The following is an 18,568-nucleotide window of genomic DNA, read 5'->3' on the forward strand; positions in this document are numbered from 1 at the left end:
GTTCACAACGCTCTCCTTTCCCGGTTACTCTAGACGGCACGGAGCGGTTAGACAACAATGATTACGAAGAAAGCATTACAAACAGTGTTCTTAAAAGCATGCTATTTGCTTGTGGTTAGTGTATAATCCATACTGGTTATTTGATAGGAAAACCGTGCTCCCCTTTGTCTCTGGCAGGTCGGAGTTTATGGATTATAAATGTTATGGAGGTTTCTATGTCCCCACATCAACTGGCAAAATTATTTGCCGAAGGCAAGATCAGTGAAGATACATTAGTAGACATTCTGCATCAATGTTCTGTCGTACCGCTGCTGTATGACGAAGGCAGCCAGATTACGGCCGATGATTTCTCAAGTCGTCTGGAGCATCCGCTGGAAGGCGAAGCTGCTGAAGCCGCCCATGCGCTGTATACAACCGTAGTACAGGCTTTCCGCCGCTTTGCCGAACCGGAGAGCTACGAAAGGCTGCAGGATTGTATCAGCCTGCAGGAAGATCTGTGCATGACAGGCGTACTCTCGGTATCCGACTGGATCGATTGGCTGGAGCATACTGCCGCGGGAGAAACCGAACTCCCCACAGCTGATTTCCACAGCCTGTTCGAAGACCTGCCGGAAGGGTACATGATGCAGGACTTCCACGATGATCTGATGTACATTTTGGAACAGCCGGAGAATTCGAAATACGATGAGGCTGTGAAACAGCAAAAGCTGCTGTATCACCAGCTCGGAGTGAGCGATTAATTATCCGCTATAAACCGGGCAGCCAGCATCCTGATTGCTGCTCCGCTTCGTTCAATCGTTCAATCGTTCAATCGTTCAATCGTTCAATCGTTCAATCGTTCAATCGTTCAATCGTTCAATCGTTCAAAATGGATAAACCAAAAAAGCACGCTTGCTCCAGGAATGCTTCCATTTCATTAAATCTGAACTGGAAACTGACCGATAGAGCAAACGTGCTTTTTCTTATTTCGCATATCTTTTTACATTACATACTACTCATGTGCTCTTATCTGCACATTTTTCTTGAGGTGTCCTTCGCTACAAGTTCTTCTTTATACGCTTTTCTTCATTATAACCAGTTACTTCTAACCAATCACTTCGTTTTAGCCTTTACTCCCTCTACTTTCACCAGCGCATTAACAGTCTTGGATACGCTCGGATCGACAGCAGAGCTAATCTGGATCTGCAGACGGACGATGCTGTAGCTGCCTGTCGGGTACTTGATCAGTACGCCGTTATCATCCACATATTTATCATCGCTGCTGGAGACAATTGTGTATACCAACCGCTCATCCTGCGGCAGTGTCAGTACAGGCTGGCCCAGCGTATGGTTACCATTCTGAATCTTGTTAAAAGGCCGCACAGCATCTGCTACACGATCAGCTTCCGTGCCGACGATCCGGTAGGACAGATTGGCACGTTTGGTGGAACTGCGTTTGACGTTGCCTGTCTCATCGATGTTATAGGCTGCGATTTCCAGCTGGTATACCCCTTTTGGCAGTGCCTGGAATACCGTCTGACCGGAAGCGTTCAGTGCCATTGCTACATTATCGATATGATTGAAGTGATAATACCCCGGCGTATAAATCGGGTAAGCTCCATTTACTGGTTCTTTTACCTGCTGCACAAGTGTACCGGCATATTTACCATCCAGACCGTACGCATTCAGTTCCAGTACATTGGCATCTGTAGAAGTCAGCCGGAAAGCGATATCTGCGTAATTTTCTTTGCCATTCATGCGAATAACGGTATTGCTGATCGAGATATCCTGAATGCCCTGGCCGATATCAGGAGCATCCTGACCAACATGGATTACAAATGGCAGATGCAGTGACGGATATCCGGTAGCGGTCAATACAACCTCTCCTTCATACACACCGTCTACTGCACCGATAGAAGGCTGTACCGCCAGTGTGAATTCGGACGAGGAATGTGCGCTCGCGGTAATCGTATCTCCTGCTGCCAGACCCTGCAGACGCGCATTGATCTGGCTTGTGTCCGGTGTTGCTACCGGACGGGATGGATCGGAAGTTACGCTGCTATGCATCTTCACACTCGCCTGGTAGGTTACGGCTGTACCGGACGTGTTTTTGAGCTGAAGCTTTTTCAGCTGTTCACTGCCGCCTGCCGGTACTGTACCGAATCCGGCGGATGGATTGTAGTTGGTAATGGTCTGGCGTTTCCAGTTCTTATCCAGTATGGTGACCGGCTCTACCGTCTGCAGCACAGCCGGTGTGTAGACGGCTGCACTAACATTGGCGCGTCCGGCACCCTGGGAATACACATCATAGGCTTTGCCCGTTTCGTTAGACAGACGATCCGAAGTATTGGCAAGCGCTGCCCGGATATCAAAAGGCGTCCAATCCGGATGCTCCTGCTTCAACAGGGCAGCCATGCCTGCTACCATTGGTGCTGCCATGCTCGTACCGCTCTCACGCTTGTACGCCTGGCTGTAAGAGGCGTCCTGAATATATTTGCCATAGGCTGGTATGGTCGAACGGATATTCACGCCCGGTGCAGCCATATCCGGCTTGATGCCGAGCAGTCCATCCTGATTCGGGCCGCGTGAGCTAAAGTCAGCCATCCGATCACCGGCGACTTCCGTTTTTGGATAATCTCCGCTGAAACGGAATTGAAGCGGCTGCTCCGAATGCGCCACTGCAGCACGTGCCAGAGCACGTCCTTCTTTTCCACTCATATCAAAAGCAGGGATATATTCAAATCCTTCTCCAATATAGGCAGTTGCACCCAGATAGCCATCACGCCCATTGATACTTGTCGATAGATCAGCTTGATCCGGATGAGCTGCCTGTGCATTGCCATTAAATATAATAACGGCACGTGCGCCATGTTTGGCAGCCATTTTGATTTTGTCGTCGAACTGCATATTACCGCGGGAAACGAGTACAATTTTGCCCGTTACATCTTTGTTCCGGTAATCCGCCTCGCCGCCGAGTCCCACATAGACTCCCTGCACTGCTCCTGTACCGATAATATCGGCAAAATTTTCGCGGTTCAGCTTCCATGCCATTGCATTGAGCGTATAGGTCTGCGCAGCGGATGAGTTGGCATACACGTCATCGCCGACCGTTTGGCCTTTCTCTGTGGAAGACGTCAAGGTACGCAATCCACTATCTCCATAGACCGAGGCAGTTGCCGTTGCCTGGTACAGACGGTATGGAATGGATGAAGCGCCAACCGAGATCGCCAGCTGGGAAGTAGCCGGAGAGTTGACCGAGTAATAATAAGGGCCTGCGGCAGCATCATTACCATTGGCAACCACGACTGTCGCACCGCTCAGCACCGCATTGTTGACTGCCGTAGAGATCGGTGAGTTCACATCTTTGTTGGTACTGATGCCGAGGGACAGATTGATAATATCCATGCCATCCTTGACGGCATGCTCAATACCATCGATAAGTGTAGCCGAATTGACGCTTTCCTTGTTCGTTGCCGGATTGCGAGAAGCTACCCGATACGCATAGAGGTCCACATCGTAGGCTACCCCTTTCTGTACCACTTCACTGGTCGTATTCTCCGCACGGCCGGCAATGATACCTGCGGCATGAGTACCATGCAGACTTCCCGGATATCCCAGTCGGTATGTATCCTGAGCAATGCTAATAGGCGGGGTCTCATAAGGATCACGATCTTTGTCAACGGAATCGTATCCGCCTTTGTAAGCTTTGCGCAGATCCGGATGCAGATAGTCCAGACCTGTATCAATAACGCCGACTTTTACCCCTTTACCGGTCAGCCCTTTGGACCAGGCGGTCTGCGCTCCGATCAGTGACAGTGCGGATGGATCATAGGTGGCCTGAACTGCAGTCTGCGGCTTCTCTTCTACCGGAATATGGTACACTGCACTATTGTCATAAATGGACTTGATGCCCGGCAGCTGGGCCAGAACGGGAATCTGGTTAGCCGGAATCGAAATCTCCATTCCGTTAAGTACGGTATTGTAACGATAATTGACCTTTAGCTGGATGCCTTTGGCGAGTGCCTGATTGATCATGGATGTCTGCTGTGAGTTGACCGTGCTTTCTGTCGACTCGGCAGCTACGGATTCCAGTCCAATCGTCGCAGCATACTCCCCGACAGCCGCCGGCTGTGTAGTCAGTTGGACAATGACATTGGTACGCTGGCTGGAATTCGTGTTGATCTCCGGCGAGATCACATTGGTCTCACCCGAAGTGAGGCTCAGCAGTTTATCCGGCAGACTCTTCTGCTCCAGTATATATGGAGAAGAGAGACTTCCGGATGCTGCATAGGCTGCTCCCGGGGATGCGGCCAGTCCGGCTGTGATCAGTACAGCCAGTGAACCATAAGACAACTTGCGCAGAACATGTAACTTTTTCAAATACATTCCCTCGTTTCCTTATTATACTTGCCCATTTCCCGCAGCCATATCGTATCACTACAGGTGACTGGTGAATAGCTATTTTCTCCATAAATTGTATTCATTGGAGACGGTCTTGTCATCAACCTTTAGGTAGAAATATAAAAAAAGCACTCTTCCGGCGTACATGTGCACCTGATGGTACCTCCATGTCTGCGAGAAGAGTGCGCAAAAATCACTTTTCCATTAGAATTGGGTCGCGTTTATACTGCCAAACGCTGGATGTAAGATATTTTGCTGCGCAAAAATCACTTTTCCATTAGAATTGGGTCGCGTTTATACTGCCAAACGCTAGGGTTTTGTGATTTTGATGAGTGCGTTGACCGTCTTGGTTGCGGACGGATCTGTTTTGGAGCTGATCTGGATTTGCAGTCTGGCAATACGATAGTCGGTATACGGGTATTTGATCAGTACGCCGCTGTCGTTTACATACTTGTCATCACTGCTGGACAGAATTTTGTACTCCAGGCGCTTGTCCGCTGGCAGGTCCAGTAAGGGTTTGCCAAGGGTATTGTTGCCCTGGAGAATATAATTGAACTGCTTGGTAGCTGCAGCTACGCGGTCTTTTTCCGTACCGGCAATGCGGTAGGACGAAGAAGCACGTTTGATGGAGTCTTGATTGATCTTGCCGTACTGATCAATGTTGTATGCCGTGATCTCCAGTTTGTATACGCCTTTATCCAGCGCTTTGTACTCATATCCACCGGAAGCCTTCTGGCTGATGTAGATGTTATCGACATTATTAAACCGGTAGTATCCTGGTGCAAATACCGGATAACCATTTTCACCCGGAGCCTGGATGACCTGAACCAGTGTGCCGACATATTCATCCTCAACATTATAGACATTCAGTTCAAGCACGTTGGAATCGGTAGCGGTCAGGCGGAATCCGATATCTGTGGAATCCTGCTTGTCATCCATACGGATCACAGTGTTGCTGATTTCCACTTCCTGCACACCCAATCCGGCATCCGGCACGCTGTTACCTACATGGATAACGAAAGGCAGATGCAGTGATGGGTATCCGTTCGCTGTCAGGACGACTTCACCTTCATACACCCCTGTCGCTGCGGCTGCAGAAGGTTTCACTGCCAGATTAAACTCGGAAGCCGAGTTCGCACCGACCGTAATGGAATTACCTGCATTCAGACCTTGCAGGGTCGCTTCAATATTGCTCACATCCGGTGTAGCAATCGGCTCATACGGATCGGAAGTGACATTATTATGCATCTTCACACTCGCCTGGTACGTAATGGTCGAGAAGGAAGTGTTTTTCACCTGCAGCTCTTTGAATTGGGTTGCACTTCCTGCCGCTACTGTACCGAAAGCAGCTGATGGATTGTAGTTGGTAATCGTCTTGCGATTCCAGTCTTTGTCGAGAATCGTGATGTCTTCTACCGTCTGCAGAACAGCCGGTGTATAGACTGCAGTCCCTACATTCGCACGTCCGGCACCCTGGGAATAGACATCATACTGTGTATTGGACAGATCATAAAGCGTATCCGCTGTATTCGCCAGAGCGGCACGGATATCGAACGGTGTCCAGTTTGGATGCTCCTGCTTGAGCAGTGCAGCCATACCGGCTACGTGTGGCGAAGCCATACTTGTACCATTTTGACGCTCATACGCTCTGCTGTAGGAAGCATCCTTAATGTACTTGCCATAGGCAGGTACGGATGAGCGGATATTTACCCCTGGTGCAGATACGTCCGGCTTGATACCGAGCAGTCCATCCTGATTCGGTCCACGGGAGCTAAAGGAAGCCATCGTATCACCGCGTACTTCGTCTTTTGGATATTGATCGCCAAATGTGAATTCAAGTGATCCTTCGGAAGCCAGTGCCTCTCTTGCCAGTGCACGGCCTTCCGCACCCGCCATATCGAAGGTTGGTACATAGTCGAATCCTTCGCCGATAAATCCGGTCGCGCCTACATGACTGTCGCGTCCTGGGATACTTTCGGACAGATCCGCTTCATTCGGATTGCTTGCCTTGGAGTTACCGTTGAAGATAATCGCCGCTTTGGCACCATGATCCTTGGCATTTTTCATTTTATCGACAAATGGCAGATTACCACGTGAAATCAGTACCACTTTGCCTTTGACATCCTTGCCTGCATAATCCGCTTCGGCGCCCAGACCTACATATACACCTTCAAGGGCATCCGTACCGAGGATTTCGGCAAAGTTGCTGCTGGATACGTACCAGCTCATTACATTCAGTCCATAGGACTTCGCGGATGGACCGCCGTATACATCTTCGCTTACAGCTGCACCTTTATGTCCATATACGGACGCGGATACGGTCGCTGTATAGGTGGCAAAAGGAATCGATGATGCCCCTACGGAAATGGCCAGCTGGGAGCTTGCCGGTGAGCCCATGGAATAGTAGTAGTAGCCGGAATCTGCTGCATTACCGTTCGCTACGACTGCCGTTACGCCGCCCAGTACGGCGTTGTTGATCGCTACGGAATCCGGGGAGTTAACATCCTTTTCCGTATCGGAGCCCAGGGACAGGTTGATTACATCCATGCCGTCTTTGACCGCATGCTCGATGCCATCAATGACCTGTGCGGATGAGCCGGAAGCACGGTTGGTCACCGGGTTACGGGACAGTACACGGTAGGCATACAGATTCGCATCGTAGGCCACCCCTTTTTGCACGATATCACTGGTTTTGTTCTCGGCACGTCCCACGATGGTACCGGATACGTGTGTACCATGGGAAGTTCCTTCAAAACCAGTACCATAAGGATCTTCATCTACAGATAACGGCCGGTCTTCATAAGGATCGAAGTCTTTGTCCACAGAGTCATAACCGCCTTTGTAGGCACTTTTGAGATCTGGATGTTCGTAATCAACGCCGGTATCAATAACACCGACTTTGACGCCTTTACCGGTAATGCCTTTGTTCCAGGCCTGCTGTGCACCAATCAGGTTCAATGGTGCAGGGTCATATGTAGCTTGTTTGGCTGTCGCTGTCAGAGTTGGCGGTTCCTGAACAGGGATCGTGTAGTATGTGCTGTTTTCATAAATGGATTTGACACCGGATAGTTCAGCCAGCTTTGGAATCTGGTTGGCCGGAATGGAGATTTCCATACCATTCAATACCGTATTGTAACGGTAATTGACGTGCAGATTGATGCCCTTGTCCAGCGCCTGCTTCACAATGGAGTTTTGCTGTGAATTGATAGCGCTCTCGGTAGACTCGGCAGCCATGGAACGAATGCCCATCTGAGCCGCATATTCACCGACTGCTACCGGCTGGTTGGTCAGCTGAACGATGACACGGACGGTTTGACTGGATTTCGTATTGATTTTGGGTGAAATGACGTTCGTCTCGCCTGAAGTCAGGCTGATTAACTTATCGGGCAGCTGTTTTTGGTCCAGCAGATACGGAGATACGGCTGTACCTTCTTCTGCTGCATAGGCTGCACTCGGAGACCAAGCTGTTCCTGCTGCGAGCAGAGCAGCCATGGATACCACAGATAACTTGCGGAGAACATGTGATTTAGTCAAATTTCGTCCCTCATTTCATCAATTTGGTTATTCAATTGTCAAGACTCCCGATAATACCCCTATTTCCACCATCATCTACTTATGTAAGCTTTATTAACCCCCTTTTCTATATTATAGGAATATTTTATTACATAGCATTATATTACCACCTGAATTAACCACTGGCTAGATATTTTATCCATGTATAGATAAATTTTGCGCTACTTATAATGAAAAAGTGCTTTTTTATCAAACTGCACAATATATAAGGACATTTTACATATTTATATACAAAAAAAGCATTTCCGTTCACTGTTCAGGAACTGAAATGCTCGTATAAATATACCCTTATATGGAGATAATATAATTGTCAGCTATTCTTCCTTCGGAACCAGATCAAAAATGGTTCCATCCTCCATCGCATCGATCAGACGATCCAGCCACAAATAATAGCGGATCGCTTCATGCATCTTTTCCTTGTCTTTAAGCAGTACAGCCCGTGCGGGGATATCCGGCATATCCGCAATCAGCTTATCAATTTCCTTGACCGATTTGCGAAAAACAAGAATATTGCTCTCTACAGCTTTGCGCCATTTGATAGCAAAAAAGTCGGTAAACGTCTGGTACCAGTCATATTCTACCTCGTACAGGTCTTTACGTGAACCTTTTTCCCATACTTTATTGACCATATGCAGATCGAGCAGATTACGTACTCCGGTACTCATACTCGTCTTGCTCATCGCCATCTCACGTCCCATATCATCCAGTGTCATCGGCCGGTCTGCAAAAAAAAGCAAGCCATACAGATGGCCTGTAGACAATGTTACTCCATAAAGATCCATATTGCGTCCGATCACTTCAATAACGCGCTTCCTGACTTTTTGCACTGTCTCCTGCTGTGATTCATCCAATTGGTCCAAGCCCATGCTTGCACACTCCCATTCTATACATACAGTTTATACTATACGATCGGTAATAATTGACTTTCATCATTTTAAAAAAATAATTAAAAAAAGTAAAGAAGAGCATGCACGAGTATTATATAGTATACTGTAGTATTTCTTTTATAAATATTGTACAGTTTTTTCTGTACAAACTTATTATACGGATTATACTGTTGATTTGCAAAATAATATTTGTTACAATTAATCACGTTGCGTTGCAAATCGTGAAAATATTCTTTGTTACAGAAAAATATACAATACTTTCAAGTATTCATCATTTAAAATTTGGGTAATAAATTCGGTGATGTATTCCGGCTAATTCTCTTCGTATCTATTTCTTCGTTTCATTCAAGCTTTACCTGCCTACCTGAATGACAAAGAATAACCGACAAGCAGCCTGTGTTGAAAATCGTGAATTTTATGTTTGTTCGTCAGCACTACCGCAGGAATATCGTATGTGTTTCTACTATATACAAGGGGTGACAATGCATGTCTATTTTGGAAATCAAAAATGTAAGCAAACTGTTTGGCCCAAATGCAGAGCAGGGCGTGAAGCTGCTGGAGCAGGGATGGACCAAAGAGAAGATGGCAAAGGAAAAACAAATCACGGTCGGTGTGAACCGTGTGAATATGGAAATCAACCAGGGCGAGATTTTCGTCATTATGGGATTATCCGGGAGTGGTAAGTCCACACTCGTACGTATGTTTAACCGCCTGATCGAGCCGACTTCCGGTGAGATTCTGTTACACGGCAAAGATCTTCGCAAAATGAACAAGGAACAGCTGCGTAATGCACGACGCAAAACAATCAGTATGGTGTTCCAGAAATTCGCACTTTTCCCTCATCGTACGGTGCTGGAGAATGTGGAATACGGTCTCGAGATTCAAAAAGTAGCCAAAGCCGAGCGCAGAGAAAAAGCGCTGACTTCACTCGAACTCGTCGGCCTCAAAGGCTGGGGCGATAAAATGCCGGATGAGCTCAGTGGTGGGATGCAGCAGCGTGTCGGTCTGGCCCGCGCACTCGCCAACGATCCGGAAGTACTGCTGATGGATGAAGCGTTCAGTGCACTGGATCCGCTGATCCGCCGCGATATGCAGGATGAACTGATCGAACTGCAGGACAAAATGAAGAAAACCATCATTTTCATCACACACGATTTGGACGAAGCTCTTCGCATCGGTGACCGGATTGCCCTCATGAAAGACGGCGTGGTCGTACAGATCGGCACACCGGAAGAAATTATGATCCAGCCGGCCAACTCCTATGTGGAACGCTTCGTCGAAGACGTGGATCTGTCCAAAGTACTGACAGCCGCACATGTTATGCGCAGACCAGAGACAATTACTCTGGATCGCGGTCCTCGTGTTGCACTCGAGCTGATGCGTGAACGGGGTATCTCCAATCTGTTCGTCATTGACCGCTCCAAAAAGCTGCTTGGTATTATTACTGCCGAAGATGCAGCCACCGCTGTTCGTCAACAGCAAAAGCTGGACGATATCCTGATCAAGGATGTTCCTTATGTGGCACCAGAGCGTGTGCTAAATGACTTGTTTGAACTGGTAAGTACCGCCAAACTGCCTGTTGCGGTCGTCGATGATCGTGAACGTCTGACAGGCGTTATTGTTCGGGGTGCCCTGCTGGGTGCACTGGCTGGCGGATTAGAGAATGGGGAGGTTGCTTTAAATGCCTAAGATTCCTATTGCCCACTGGGTAGATGTAATTGTAGAGTGGCTCAGTATCCACTGGGCTTCCTTCTTCAAGGGAGTATCCAATATTATTACGTATGTGGTAGACATCTTCACCTGGTTGTTTATGCTGCCGCATCCATTTTTGTTCGTTATCATTATCGCACTGCTCGGTTATATGGCCGGACGGTGGACGATGGCCTTCTTCTCGGCTGTCGGATTCCTGCTCATCTATAATCTGGGGTACTGGACAGAGACGATGAACACACTCGGTCTTGTCGTTACATCTGCCCTGATTTCCATTATCATCGGAGTACCGCTCGGCATCTGGTGCGCTTCCAGCAAAATTGCTGCACGCATTATTACACCGGTACTCGACTTTATGCAGACCATGCCTGCATTCGTCTATCTGCTGCCAGCTGTTACTTTCTTCAGCCTCGGTGTGGTTCCGGGCGTTGTCGCTTCTGTCATCTTCGCGATTCCGCCAACCATCCGTATGACCCACCTGGGCATTACACAGGTATCCGGCGAACTGGTCGAAGCCGCCGATGCTTTTGGTTCCACCGGTGCACAGAAGCTGTTCAAAGTACAGCTTCCACTCGCCCTGCCATCCGTTATGGCAGGTATCAACCAGACGATTATGCTGTCTCTGTCCATGGTCGTTATTGCGTCCATGATCGGTGCACAGGGTATTGGTGCGGTCGTATACCGTGCGGTCGGCCAGCTCAAGATTGGTGAAGGATTCGAAGCCGGCCTGGCAGTCGTTGTTCTCGCGATTGTATTGGATCGTCTGTCCCAGAGTCTGTTCAACGGTAAACGTAGAAAAGCGGCTTAATACAGCCGCTTCTCTTTTGCCCATTATTCAACTATTCCTGACATTCCTATACAAAGGAGCGATAACGCAATATGAAAAAGTATAGAAACTGGCTGTTATCCGGCTGTATCGTACTCATTATGATTATCTCCGCCTGTAACCCGGAGCGCCAGCCATTCCCGAGTTTCCCGGGCAGCGGTGAAGCTGCTACGAGTTCCGATCCGGTCGGTACGCAGGTCAACCACCAGATTATCGGTATTGATGCCGGGGCAGGTATTATGAAAGGTACCCGCAAAGCGATCGAAGACTACGGTCTAAGCGACTGGACACTGGTCGAAGGTTCCAGTGCCGCCATGACCGCCACGCTCGCCAAAGCCATACGCAACGAAGAACCGATTATCGTAACCGGATGGACACCGCACTGGATGTTCAGCAAGTACGATCTGAAATACCTTGAAGATCCGAAAAAATCATTCGGGGAAGCCGAAGGCATTCACACCCTCGCCCGTAAAGACCTGCAAAAAGATGATCCTACCGCATATCAGTTCCTGGACCGTTTCTCCTGGACATCTGACGAAATGGGTGAAATCATGGTCGCTATTCAGGATGGTACGGACCCTGCACAGGCAGCCAAAGCCTGGGCGGAAGCTCATCCGGATCGTGTGAACGAATGGACCAAAGGTCTAAATAAAACAAACGGCAAATCGCTGACACTCAGCTATGTAGCCTGGGATTCCGAGATTGCCAGCACCAATCTAATGAAATATATCCTGGAAAACAAACTGGGTTATAAAGTAACTGCACTGCAGGTTGAAGCCGGGCCTATGTTCACCGGTGTAGCCAACGGGGATGCAGATGCTACGGTAGCGGCATGGCTGCCACTGACACATGCCGATTACTGGGAGAAATACAAAGCCAAACTGGATGATCTGGGCCCGAATATGGAAGGTGTCAAAGTCGGTCTCGTCGTTCCAAAATATATGAATGTAAGTTCGATTGAAGACCTGGTGGATCAGCCGCAATAATATCGGCTCCACTTTGCCGACTGTGTTCCATTTACAGATCGGATGAATAAATTCCATACCATTTAGGCAATACAATAAAAGGCACATTCCCTGTTATTCAGGAAATGTGCCTTTTATCATTTACCGTACCATTCAAGCCAGTACACTACGCGGACATGCTACCAGTGTATCATTACCCCATAAGGGCAGGCTGCTTATAGCCCGCTGTCTGAATCGTCCTGGTGCTTGGTCAGCTTTCTGATCCAGAGTCCGAACAAAAGACATGCTCCGAGGATCATAACTCCGTACAGCAGAATATAAGGTGTATGTGCGTTAAATTCCATAAATAAAGGCAACAGTGCCGTCATTGCAGTTTCCATATCCATTCCTCCTCCGCAAATTTGCAATAATTAATTTTTACCCACTATTAGTTATTTTACCTCAATTAATACCCTTGTGCCATCCGGATAATTGTCTAATTGGTTACTAATCCATGAACCGGCCCCCCGATTATCGGAAGGTGTGACATATCGTATATCCGCACCGGCGCCGCCTTCCTTGCACATCGCCATCGGCCATTCATCACGGTCATATCCTTTGCGGGTCTCGATTCCTTTGAGCGACTCACGGCGGTTTTCCTTGGCGCCTTTGCGATCAATCGTGCATATCGCCGATTCTCCCGCGGCAATAGCATCCTTGATATGGTCGCCTGTCTTCGGATAACGGTTTTTTGGGAAAACGAGCGTATAGTCTACCTGCTCATTCTGGTCCATTGAGGTAGATGACGGATTCAGCGCGCCGGTCAGCGAACCCAGATCGACTTTGCCGGTAAATAGATAGATGGCCACAACAACGATCAATGCGCTGACGACGGCCCCTATTCGCTTGGGTGACATAGATGTATATTCCTCCTGTTGTTTCTTTCTTTTATTAAAATATTTTATTTTTAATATTAATATAGCGTGAATACTTAACTAACTAAATGATTTTGTCGATAAATAGACTAGGTTGACTATTATATAAAAAAGTATCTATATATATCAAGGGGGGACACCATGAAAAAAATATGTACCGTTGTCCTGTCTCTATCACTCGCTGCTACAGCATTGCCTGGGATAACTTCAGCAGAACCTAACTCACGTAATTCCGAGCAGTCTTCATCAGGTGCCTCCGCTTCTCGAGGTTCCGAGCAGTCTTCATCAGGTGCCTCCACTTCTCGAGGTTCCGAGCAGTCTTCATCAAGTACCTCTGCCTCTCGAGGTTCCGAGCAGTCTTCATCAGGTGCCTCCACTTCTCGAGGTTCCGAGCAGTCTTCATCAAGTACCTCTGCCTCTCGAGGTTCCGAGCAGTCTTCATCAGGTGCCTCTGCCTCTCGAGGTTCGGAGAAATCTTCATCAGGCTCATCAACATCTCGTGGCTCGGAAAAGCAACCCGCGGCCGCACGTTCTGCAGAAGATTCACTTGCTCAGTCATTAGAATTACTTCCAGAAGAGCCAGCAGCCGAAAAACGTATTATTGTTACTTTTAAAACTAAACCAGATAGAGGTGCGGTTGAAAAAGCAAGCGGCCGAGTGAATCAGGAATTTAAAAACATTCCAGCTCTCGCTATTAGTATACCAGTAACAGCTATTAAAGGATTACAAAATAATCCGAATATTGAATCAATTGAGTCTGATCAGGTAGTTCAAACGGAACAAACTCAGGACTGGGGTATAGCTAAAACAAATGCTCCAGCAGCTTGGAAAACCGGTTATACAGGTAAAGGTGTCAAAGTGGCAGTTGTAGATACGGGAATCGAATCGCATGAAGATCTTGTAATTACAGGCGGTACTTCAGTGGTCTCCTATACTTCATCCTATACAGACGATAATGGACACGGTACACATGTTGCCGGTATTATTGGAGCACTCAACAATAGTATAGGTATGGTTGGCATTGCACCAGACTCTAGTTTGTATGCAGTCAAAGCTTTGGATCAAAACGGTAGTGGTTATTTGTCAGATGTAGTAGCAGGTATCGATTGGTCTATAAGTAACAATATGGATATTGTGAATCTTAGTCTTGGTACAACCAGTGATTCTTTCGCATTAAAACAGGTTGTAGATAAAGCCTACTCCTCAGGTCTTCTTGTTGTGGCAGCCGCTGGCAATAATGGTGCAAGCGATGGTTCTGGCGATACGGTTAATTATCCGGCACGTTATGATTCCGCTATAGCAGTAGCAGCAACCGACTCGACGGATCAAAGAGCGAGCTTCTCCGCAACCGGCAATACTGTTGAAGTAGCAGCACCAGGAGTTAGTGTACTGAGCACCTACCCGGGGAATCGTTATATGAAAATGAGTGGTACCTCTATGGCTGCACCTTATGTGGCAGGAGATCTTGCATTGCTGCAGCAGGCATATCCAACACTGAGCCATTCAGAACTGCGTGCAAAACTCGTTGCTGCTGTTGTTGATCTTGGTTCAGCTGGAAAAGATTCGTGGTTTGGATATGGTTTAATTCAAGCACCTTATAGTAATGTAAATGAACCTGCACCCACAGAGTCTTCACCTCTGGCAACCCAGACACTGGTGACTACAAATAAGTCTTTTTACAAAGCAGGAGAATCAATAACCATTACCGTAAAAGCAAAAGATTCCGCAGATAAATTACTATCCAATGCGGCAGTATCTTTGACAATTACAAATCCTCGCGGAGCTAAAACTGCATTACAGGCTGTAACCAATTCCAGTAGCACTGTTTCTTTTAATCTGACTACTGTCAAAAATAGCGTTAAAGGAAGTTATCAGGTAAAAGCCGAAACCTCTCTTAATGGTTATGCAAGCAGTACAGCGTCGACTTCATTTAGTTTAAGATAAATTAAAAAGTGAAAACACTCTTGGCTTGATTGAGAGTGTTTTCACTTTTTTTAATATTTTTGATCCATAAGAAACCGGACTGAACCGGTCAACGTATAATGGCATAAGCTACATAGAAGTGCAACGATCACAGCTTCCGGCATTCCATCCACTTCGTCCGTATACTCGCAGGTATGTGGCTCTATTTTATTTCAAAGGAGAAATGTCCATGTCATTCTTTAACAAAATGCTCGCTCGCGTCGGTATAGGAGCTGCCAAAATCGATACGGTGCTCGATCAAAGCGAATATTATCCGAACAGTGAAGTCCGCGGAATCGTATATATCGAGGGTGGCAGCGTCGATCAGGACGTTGGCAATATCTATATCGAGGTGATGACCCAGTACATCCGCGAACAGGATGACAAAAAGCACTATGTGAATTACACGATCGCCAAATACCGCGTATCGGAAAAGACCCAGGTCAAAAGCAGTCAGAAGCTGGAGATTCCATTCGGATTCACTCTGCCCTCCCAGACGCCGCTGACGCTCAGCAATCAGAAAATATGGCTGCATACCGGACTGGATATCGAGATGAGCGTGGACCCGACGGATCAGGATTATATCGTCGTACGGCCGCATCCGTATATGGATACGGTTTTCGAAGCGACTGAGCGCCTGGGCTTCCGCTTTAAAGCTTCTACGGTGGAATATGCTTCCCGTTCGCCATTTGGCGTGCCGTATGTACAGGAGATCGAATTCTATCCGGGCGCACGCTTCCACGGACGAATTACCGAACTGGAGCTGATGATGTCACTGACCAGCAACGGACTGCAGATCCTCGTCGAAGTCGATCGCCGCGGCCGCGGACTGGGCGGATTCTTCGCTAATGCATTCGATATGGATGAACGCCGTGCGTGGCTGGATCTGACGCCGTCGGATCTGAATCGCGGAGCGGATTATGTGGCTCAACAGCTGGAGCGATTGATCGATCAGCAGAGCCGGTAATTAAATTTATTTTAATCCACTTACTGTGAGCTTGATATTATTTCTAAAAAAAGAGCCTTACACCCAATTAGGTGTAAGGCTCTTTGAATTGAAGTAGATAATATTGATGTACTACAGATTCGGAGAATCTTTTATTACATCATGCCGCCCATTCCACCCATGCCGCCCATGTCTGGACCTGCAGCGGATGCTGGTTCTGGTTTGTCGGCGATAACCGCTTCAGTAGTCAGGAACATTGCTGCTACGGATGCTGCGTGCTGCAGTGCGGAACGTGTTACTTTGGCAGGGTCAACGATACCTGCTTCAAACATGTTCACCCATTCGCCAGTAGCGGCGTTGTAACCAATGCCTACTTCTTCTTTTTTCAGACGCTCAACGATAACGGATCCTTCTTGACCAGCATTAGCTGCGATCGTACGGATTGGCTCTTCCAGAGCACGCAGAACGATGTTTACGCCTGTTTTCTCGTCACCTTCTGCATTGACTGCAGCTACAGCGTTGTATACGTTCACGAGTGCAGTACCACCACCGGATACGATACCTTCTTCAACCGCAGCGCGGGTTGCGTTCAGGGCGTCTTCGATGCGCAGTTTGCGCTCTTTCAGTTCGGTTTCGGTTGCAGCACCGACTTTGATTACTGCTACGCCGCCGGACAGTTTTGCCAGACGCTCTTGCAGTTTTTCTTTGTCGAACTCGGAAGTTGTTTCTTCCAGCTGCGCACGGATTTGGCTGATACGTGCATCGATGTCCGCTTTGTCGCCGGCACCGTCAACCACGATTGTGTTTTCTTTGGTTACGCGTACTTGACGTGCAGTACCCAGTTGGTCGATGGTAGCGGATTTCAGATCCAGACCGAGTTCTTCTGTGATCACCTGTCCACCAGTCAGTGCGGCAATATCTTGCAGCATCGCTTTGCGACGGTCACCGAATCCAGGAGCTTTAACAGCTACTGCATTGAATGTACCACGCAGTTTGTTGACAACCAGCATAGCCAGTGCTTCGCCTTCGATATCTTCAGCGATGAGTACCAGTGGTTTGCTTTGTTGTACAACTTTTTCCAGCAGCGGCAGGATTTCCTGAGTGTTGCTGATTTTTTTGTCAGTGATCAGAATGAATGGGTTGTCCAGGACAGCTTCCATTTTATCTGTATCTGTGATCATGTATGGAGAGATGTAACCGCGGTCGAATTGCATACCTTCTACAACTTCCAGCTCGGTTGCGAATCCACGGGATTCTTCAACAGTGATAACACCGTCGTTACCCACTTTTTCCATTGCTTCTGCGATCAGTTGACCGACTTCATCGTCAGCTGCGGAGATAGCCGCTACCTGTGCGATGGATTGTTTGTCTTCAACGTGACGGGAGATGCTTTTGAGTTCTTCAACAGCTGCACGAACCGCTTTGTCGATACCTTTACGTATTACCATAGGGTTAGCGCCTGCAGTTACGTTTTTCAGACCTTCGCGAATCATCGCTTGAGCCAGAACGGTTGCAGTCGTTGTACCGTCACCGGCAACATCGTTGGTTTTGGTTGCTACTTCTTTAACCAGCTGTGCACCCATGTTCTCGAATGCATCTTCCAGCTCGATTTCCTTGGCGATGGTAACACCATCGTTGGTGATCAGCGGGCTGCCGAATTTTTTCTCCAGAACGACGTTACGTCCTTTTGGTCCAAGTGTTACTTTTACTGCGTCTGCCAGAGCGTCTACACCACGAAGCATTGCGCGACGAGCGTCTTCACTGAATTTGATATCTTTAGCCATTTGAAAAGTACCTCCTCAGTATTATAGAAATTCATATAAGGTTAAGATTTTGCTTGGCAAAAATCATAAATGTATTGGAATGCAGTGCCCATCCAGCGCCTAGCGCCGATGAAGCACCCTCTTTGGATGTAGCTAAGTAAATGCATTCAGCCAGTCGGAGATTAACCCAGAATCGCGTGAATGTCGCTTTCTTTCATAATCAGATATTCTTTGCCTTCATATTTGATTTCTGTACCGGCATATTTAGAGAAGAGAATACGGTCGCCTTCTTTTACTTCCAAAGGAACACGAACTCCATCTTTCAAAAGTCCGCTGCCTACCGCAATGATAGTGCCTTCCTGCGGCTTTTCTTTGGCAGAGTCTGGAAGCACGATTCCGAATGAAGTCGTCTCCTCTTGTTGGCTCGCTTCTACCAATACACGTTCACCTAAAGGTTTGATCATGAAAAATAGCCTCCTTAAAGTTTGAATGGAATCATCTTGCAGGTAGCAGTCTACCCATGTGTTAGCACTCGACCACGTCTAGTGCTAACAGCCAACTTTATGATACTCAACTTGAGCGATGATTTCAAGTCCCTTTATATAAAATCCTGTAGGTTTCATTATAAAACAAAGAAACAGA

13 protein-coding genes are annotated in these 18,568 nt (G+C 47.7%); 6 read left to right on the forward strand and 7 right to left on the reverse strand.

What is annotated here, in order from left to right:
- Window positions 1-215 precede the first annotated feature (215 nt).
- Window positions 216-740 (forward strand): hypothetical protein, encoded by a 525-nt coding sequence (locus tag M1D61_RS16645; protein WP_458119743.1) that lies wholly within the window; start codon window positions 216-218, stop codon window positions 738-740.
- A gap of 352 nt (window positions 741-1,092) precedes the next feature.
- Here M1D61_RS16645 and M1D61_RS16650 read toward each other — a convergent pair whose 3' ends face one another.
- The 3 genes from M1D61_RS16650 to M1D61_RS16660 form a co-directional block, all read right to left on the reverse strand.
- The gene (locus M1D61_RS16650; protein ID WP_458119744.1) at window positions 1,093-4,365 is read right to left on the reverse strand and encodes a S8 family serine peptidase; all 3,273 of its coding nucleotides are present in this window, start codon (window positions 4,363-4,365) and stop codon (window positions 1,093-1,095) included.
- Window positions 4,366-4,689: 324 nt separating this feature from the next.
- A complete protein-coding gene (locus tag M1D61_RS16655) occupies window positions 4,690-7,914 on the reverse strand; it encodes a S8 family serine peptidase (RefSeq protein WP_458119745.1) in 3,225 nt (1,074 codons plus the stop codon).
- 353 nt (window positions 7,915-8,267) lie between these two features.
- Entirely contained in the window at window positions 8,268-8,819 is a 552-nt protein-coding gene (locus M1D61_RS16660; protein ID WP_458119746.1) for a GbsR/MarR family transcriptional regulator, read from the reverse strand.
- 507 nt (window positions 8,820-9,326) lie between these two features.
- Between M1D61_RS16660 and M1D61_RS16665 the strand changes: the two genes are divergently transcribed.
- The 3 genes from M1D61_RS16665 (at window position 9,327) to M1D61_RS16675 (ending at window position 12,362) form a co-directional block, all read left to right on the forward strand.
- Window positions 9,327-10,529: a quaternary amine ABC transporter ATP-binding protein gene (locus M1D61_RS16665; protein WP_458119747.1), complete on the forward strand. Its 1,203-nt coding sequence runs from the start codon at window positions 9,327-9,329 to the stop codon at window positions 10,527-10,529.
- Window positions 10,522-11,358 (forward strand): ABC transporter permease, encoded by an 837-nt coding sequence (locus M1D61_RS16670; protein WP_458119748.1) that lies wholly within the window; start codon window positions 10,522-10,524, stop codon window positions 11,356-11,358. Before M1D61_RS16665 ends, M1D61_RS16670 begins: the two co-directional genes overlap by 8 nt.
- Window positions 11,359-11,429: 71 nt before the next feature.
- Entirely contained in the window at window positions 11,430-12,362 is a 933-nt protein-coding gene (locus M1D61_RS16675) for a glycine betaine ABC transporter substrate-binding protein (RefSeq protein WP_458119749.1), read from the forward strand.
- Between the two features lie 194 nt (window positions 12,363-12,556).
- Here M1D61_RS16675 and M1D61_RS16680 read toward each other — a convergent pair whose 3' ends face one another.
- Window positions 12,557-12,721, reverse strand: coding sequence for a hypothetical protein (locus M1D61_RS16680; RefSeq protein WP_156075145.1), 165 nt, complete (start codon window positions 12,719-12,721; stop codon window positions 12,557-12,559).
- 51 nt (window positions 12,722-12,772) lie between these two features.
- Window positions 12,773-13,237, reverse strand: a complete 465-nt coding sequence (locus tag M1D61_RS16685; RefSeq protein WP_458119750.1) for a NucA/NucB deoxyribonuclease domain-containing protein — start codon at window positions 13,235-13,237, stop codon at window positions 12,773-12,775.
- A 159-nt stretch (window positions 13,238-13,396) separates the two neighbouring features.
- On the opposite strand from M1D61_RS16685, the gene M1D61_RS16690 reads away from it, so the two are divergent.
- Together M1D61_RS16690 and M1D61_RS16695 are read left to right on the forward strand one after the other, a co-directional pair.
- Window positions 13,397-15,199 carry a S8 family serine peptidase gene (locus M1D61_RS16690; protein WP_458119751.1) on the forward strand — a complete coding sequence of 601 codons (1,803 nt, stop codon included), beginning with the start codon at window positions 13,397-13,399 and terminating at the stop codon, window positions 15,197-15,199.
- Window positions 15,200-15,407: 208 nt separating this feature from the next.
- Window positions 15,408-16,184 (forward strand): sporulation protein, encoded by a 777-nt coding sequence (locus M1D61_RS16695; RefSeq protein ID WP_458119752.1) that lies wholly within the window; start codon window positions 15,408-15,410, stop codon window positions 16,182-16,184.
- A gap of 134 nt (window positions 16,185-16,318) precedes the next feature.
- Here M1D61_RS16695 and groL read toward each other — a convergent pair whose 3' ends face one another.
- Together groL and groES are read right to left on the reverse strand one after the other, a co-directional pair.
- Window positions 16,319-17,947 carry a chaperonin GroEL gene (gene groL / locus M1D61_RS16700; RefSeq protein WP_458119753.1) on the reverse strand — a complete coding sequence of 543 codons (1,629 nt, stop codon included), beginning with the start codon at window positions 17,945-17,947 and terminating at the stop codon, window positions 16,319-16,321.
- Window positions 17,948-18,108: 161 nt separating this feature from the next.
- Complete coding sequence (gene groES / locus M1D61_RS16705) at window positions 18,109-18,390, reverse strand: co-chaperone GroES (protein ID WP_458119754.1); 282 nt, start codon at window positions 18,388-18,390, stop codon at window positions 18,109-18,111.
- Between the last annotated feature and the right edge of the window lie 178 nt (window positions 18,391-18,568).

The organism is Paenibacillus sp. Z6-24, assembly GCF_054161335.1.